Source organism: Nitrososphaera sp., assembly GCF_050748925.1.
GTDB lineage: Archaea > Thermoproteota > Nitrososphaeria > Nitrososphaerales > Nitrososphaeraceae > Nitrososphaera.
On the sequence record NZ_JBOGQF010000181.1, the window covers coordinates 1 to 2,853 of the forward strand.

The 2,853-nt window shown below is 54.1% G+C and carries 5 protein-coding genes; 3 read left to right on the forward strand and 2 right to left on the reverse strand.

The genetic code is table 11. The features are described 5' to 3' along the window. A partial coding sequence (locus ACREAY_RS11050; protein ID WP_431755826.1) for a winged helix-turn-helix transcriptional regulator occupies positions 1-314 on the reverse strand: 314 nt, incomplete at its 3' end. A 76-nt stretch (positions 315-390) separates the two neighbouring features. Here ACREAY_RS11050 and ACREAY_RS11055 point away from each other — a divergent pair. The 3 genes from ACREAY_RS11055 (at position 391) to ACREAY_RS11065 (ending at position 2,622) form a co-directional block, all read left to right on the forward strand. Continuing rightward, positions 391-765, forward strand: a complete 375-nt coding sequence (locus ACREAY_RS11055) for a DsrE family protein (protein ID WP_431755827.1) — start codon at positions 391-393, stop codon at positions 763-765. Between the two features lie 81 nt (positions 766-846). Further along, complete coding sequence (locus ACREAY_RS11060; RefSeq protein ID WP_431755828.1) at positions 847-1,797, forward strand: deoxyhypusine synthase; 951 nt, start codon at positions 847-849, stop codon at positions 1,795-1,797. Positions 1,798-1,833: 36 nt separating this feature from the next. Continuing rightward, positions 1,834-2,622 (forward strand): inositol monophosphatase family protein, encoded by a 789-nt coding sequence (locus ACREAY_RS11065; RefSeq protein WP_431755829.1) that lies wholly within the window; start codon positions 1,834-1,836, stop codon positions 2,620-2,622. Here the strand turns inward: ACREAY_RS11065 and ACREAY_RS11070 are convergent. After that, positions 2,619-2,853: peptidylprolyl isomerase (locus tag ACREAY_RS11070; protein ID WP_431755830.1), on the reverse strand; the 235-nt coding region annotated here is incomplete at its 5' end. The genes ACREAY_RS11065 and ACREAY_RS11070 overlap by 4 nt on opposite strands.

Sequence of the window (2,853 nt, forward strand, 5' to 3'; positions counted from 1 at the left end):
GCGCAGTACCGTGTAGAATATTCTCCCATCTGCTCAAGTATGGGCCTGAGATTCTTGGCTTTTTCCATCAATTCATACTCTACTCTCAATGGCATCTCGGCATAGACATGCCTCTTGATCAGGCCGTCGCGCTCCATCTCCCTGATCCTGAGAGAAAGGGTCTTTGAATTGATCCCCTCAACAGAGTCCAAGAGTTCGTTAAAACGCGTCTTGTTGTATAGCATCATGTCACGCAGGATCAGGATGGTGAATTTCTTGCCAATCAGATCAAACGTGTTGTGTATAGGACAGTTTTTCAGATTAGACGGGTTCAAGTTACCTGCATTTCACCTACCTACAATTTTGTTACTTTCTGGTTAATATGGTTACTATTCTTCATATACTTACCAAATGTCAGCAAGTGAAAAAGACGCAAAAATAGCAACGTTCGTGTTTGCAGACACGGAAACAAACGAAGGCCTGGGCAGAGTGGTAAATGCAATGATCACCGTCAAGGAACTAAAACAAGCGGGCGACGAAGTCCGGCTTTACTTTGACGGCACCGGCACCAAGTGGCTCGCCGAACTGTCAAGAAAAGATCACATAGCGCACCCGCTGTACGAGTCTGTGAAAGACAGGGTATCAGGCGCATGCCTGTTCTGCGCTACGGCGTTTGGCGCAAAGAGCTCTGTCCAAGACTGCAAAGTCGAGCTCGTCGACGAATTTGAGCAACACATCAGCGTAAAGAAACTCATGTCGGACGGATTCCGGATAATGAACTTCTAACTCCCGCTTTGTCGGGCATCCCTCTTATTTTTCAAAGCCGTCCACGCATATTTTTATCCTACCCTATCCTGTAAAGCCACCATGGCCGGCAAGAAAAAAGACGATCTTTTGCACAGCGCAGTGAGGGACCACGCTATCGACAAGGACACTGACATTAACTCTCTTTTCAAAAGCATGGCAAATTCCGGCGGATTCGAGTCGCGCAACCTGGCAGAGGGCATCGACATACTGCAGAGGATGGAGGCCGACGCCAAGTGCACGAAATTCCTTTCATTTGTGGCAGCGCTGATGTCGACCGGCGCCCGGGGCATCGTCCGCGACATGCTGAAGAACAAGATGTTTGACGTGGTGACTACGACCTGCGGCGCGCTCGACCACGACATTGCCCGCTATTACGACAAGTATTACGCAGGCGACTTTCGCATGGACGACAAGGAACTCTTGAAAAAGGACATCCACCGGCTCGGCAACGTGCTCGTGCCCATGAGCGCGTACGGCCCGCTCATCGAAGAAAAGGTGCAGGCCTGCCTGGAAGACATGTACAAGGCCGGCCACCGCGACGTCGCCACCTATGAAATCACGGACTATATCGGCAGCACAATGGGCAAGTCGTCTTTCCTGTACTGGGCCCACAAGAACAAGATCCCCGTGGTTGTGCCGGGCATAGTCGACGGCGCGGTCGGCAGCCAGATCTGGATGTTCCACCAGCGGCACAAGGATTTCAAGCTAAACATCCTGAAGGACCAGACGAAACTTTCCGACTTGGTTTTCGGCGCCAAGAAATCCGGCGCATTCATGATAGGCGGCGGGATATCAAAGCACCACACGCTCTGGTGGAACCAGTACCGGGGCGGGCTTGACTATGCAGTCTACATCACGACGGCGCCGGAATGGGACGGGAGCCTGTCCGGCGCGCTGGTGGCAGAGGCGATATCGTGGGGCAAGGTGACCACGAAAGCAAGGCAGACGACGATCCACGGCGAGGCGTCGACGCTGCTTCCGTTCATCTACGCGGCCATGCTGCAAAAGTAACGGTTATTACCACTGCTGCAAAACCAGCAAATGCGCTTGGAACTGCACGACGCCCTGAAACACTCGCTGGCCGCCGGCAGGCAGGCTGCCAAGTTGCTCAAGGACAACTTTGGCAATTCAGAATCGTACAACGTCTCTGTAAAGAACGACCGGTCGCTCGTCACCAGGGTGGACGGCGAGTCGCAGGCGCTCATTCTTTCTTATTTGAAAAAGCAGTTCCCCGGCGTGCCGTTTGTCGCCGAAGAGCAGGACAAACAGGTGAACGCCGGCGTCGGCCGCGACGGCTATTACTTTGTCGTCGACCCGCTGGACGGCACCGCAAGCTTTGTCATCGGCATCCCGTTCTTTTGCACGTCCATCGCGCTCTGCAAGGGGCCGGAGACGCTGGTGGGCGTTATCGTCGATCCGAACCACAACGAGGAGTTTACCGCGGTCAATGGCAGAGGCGCCCGCCTGAACGGCAACAGGATTTCAGTCACAAAGAGGCGCAATATCGACGAATTATACCTCAACGTCAACCACACGAAATTCGACCCACAGAGGTTTGAGCGCATCAACCAGAACATTTTGAAAAAAATAAGGAGGTTCCACAAGCTCGGCAGCCTGTGCCTTGAAGTATCGTATGTCGCTTCCGGCCGGCTCGACGGCACAATAAACAACGACCTGTCGATGTGGGACATTGCAGCAGCAGGGCTCGTGCTGGAAGAAGCCGGCGGCCGGTGGACGTCGCTGAATGGCATAAAGCCAAGCTTTCCAGTGTTTGAAAAGCTGGACATCGTGGCCACCAACGGCCTGATACACGACGATATCCTGCGCTCGCTCTAGCGGGGCACTATCCTTGCTGACAGTATCTTGGCGTCGTCGGGGTTTAGTGGCTGGTCGCTGTCCGTTCCGTTCCCGCCGACCTTTGGCAACGCGCCTATCTTGTCCACAACGTCCATGCCCTCTATCACCCTTCCAAACACCGTGTACTGCCCGTCAAGGAAGCTGGCGTCGTCCAGCATGACAAAGAACTGCGAGCTGGCGCTGTTCGGATCGCTGGTCCTGGCCATAGAC

Bases quoted from the DNA above. Each gene is read 5' to 3' on its own strand.
- ACREAY_RS11060 (WP_431755828.1), top strand. From the start codon at position 847: ATGGCCGGCAAGAAAAAAGACGATCTTTTGCACAGCGCAGTGAGGGAC.
- ACREAY_RS11055 (WP_431755827.1), top strand. From the start codon at position 391: ATGTCAGCAAGTGAAAAAGACGCAAAAATAGCAACGTTCGTGTTTGCA.